The organism is Spirillospora sp. NPDC046719 (genome assembly GCF_040645715.1).
Lineage (GTDB): Bacteria > Actinomycetota > Actinomycetes > Streptosporangiales > Streptosporangiaceae > Spirillospora.
This window is the reverse complement of record NZ_JBEYYT010000905.1, coordinates 1-1,366: the sequence shown is the minus strand read 5'-3', so window position 1 is coordinate 1,366 and position 1,366 is coordinate 1. Positions and strand designations below refer to the sequence as shown.

3 protein-coding genes are annotated in these 1,366 nt (G+C 76.8%); all 3 read left to right on the top strand.

What is annotated here, in order from left to right; all coding sequences use genetic code 11:
• The coding region (locus ABZ914_RS51455) for an aKG-HExxH-type peptide beta-hydroxylase (protein WP_500201824.1) at window positions 1–447 on the top strand (447 nt) is incomplete at its 5' end.
• Entirely contained in the window at window positions 444–1,106 is a 663-nt protein-coding gene (locus tag ABZ914_RS51450) for a putative 2OG-Fe(II) oxygenase (RefSeq protein WP_500201823.1), read from the top strand. The genes ABZ914_RS51455 and ABZ914_RS51450, both read left to right, overlap by 4 nt.
• Window positions 1,103–1,366, top strand: a 264-nt coding sequence (locus ABZ914_RS51445) for a hypothetical protein (protein WP_500201822.1), incomplete at its 3' end; no start/stop codon positions are given. The genes ABZ914_RS51450 and ABZ914_RS51445, both read left to right, overlap by 4 nt.

Genomic DNA, 1,366 nt, shown 5'->3' with positions numbered 1-1,366 from the left:
CCGCTGCTGGAGATGCCGGTCCGGTACGCGCTGCTGGACCCCGACGGCGGCGCGATCTCCGCCTCGTCCAAGGCGTGGCCGCAGCACGTCCTGCTGGCCCGCGCCGCCTTCGACTCGCCGCTGGAGGTCCGCGAGCAGCTCCTCCACGAGACGGCGCACCAGTGGCTCTACCTGATCGAGGAGGTGTGGCGGCTCCAGCGGCCCGGTGCCGCCCGCCGCACGCTCCCGTCCGGCACCGCGGACCGCTCGCCGGCCGAGGTGCTGGGCGCCGCGCACGTCGCGACCGCACTGACGCGCATGTACCGCGCGTGCGGCGACGCGCCGCCCGGCCGCCTCGCGCACCTGGCGGTGTACCGGGCCGGCTGCCTGGACCTGCTCGACCGGGCCGCCGCCGACCTGACCGACATCGGACGCGCGTTCGTCCGCCGACTGCAGGAGACCGCATGACCCTCACAGCACCCGCGCCCGCGCCCGCGCGGCGCCCCGAGCGCCTCGCGCCGTTCGCGGCCTGGGGCAGCCCGCTCTACGTCGCCGACATCGCCTCGGCGGGCGAGCGCCTGCCCGCCTTCCGCGACCTCATCCTGGAACGCACCGGCACCGATCCCGAGGCGTCCAACTTCGGGGTCATCACCGCGACGAAGGCCAACCAGGACATCCTGCAGTGGGACGACCCCGTCGTGGACTGGTTCAAGGGCCGGATCGTCGACGCCGTCAGCGCGCTCACCCGCGCCACCCTGGGCGAGGCCGCCGACGAGGTCGCCCAGGAGGTGATCGCCGAGGCGTGGACGGTGGTCTACGCCGAGGGCGGCAGCCTGCGGCCGCACACCCACCACGACTCCGCCTGGTCCGGGGTGTTCTACGTCGAGTCCGGCGACGGCGGCGACACCGGCGAGGCCGGGTACCTGCAGCTGCTGGACCCGCGGCCCGCCGCGGTGGCCCGCTTCGCCTCCCAGGGCGTCTACCGGGTCGAGCCTGTGCCCGGCCGGATGGTGGCCTTCCCCGGCTGGCTGCCGCACTCGGTGCAGGCCACCCTCACCGGCGGCGGACGGCGCATCTGCGTCGCCTGGAACGTCGCCTACGACAAGGACTGGGCGGGCATGTCATGACCGCCTCCACGCTCATCGAGCCCGGCGCGGCCGGCGCCCCGCCCGTCCGGCTGCTGTGGGGGACCAGCGTCCTCGTCGGCAACGTCGACCTGGACGGCATCGTCCGGCCGGGCCTGACGGCCGCGGCCCCGCCCGGCGCCGCCGGCGGCGCCGCCTGCCGGGAGGTCGCGGCGGACGAGGTCCTGGACGACCCGCGCGGCCTCGCCCGGTTGTTCGCCGCGGCGTTGGCCGCGGCGGCCGGCCGCGCGGGCGCCGCCGGC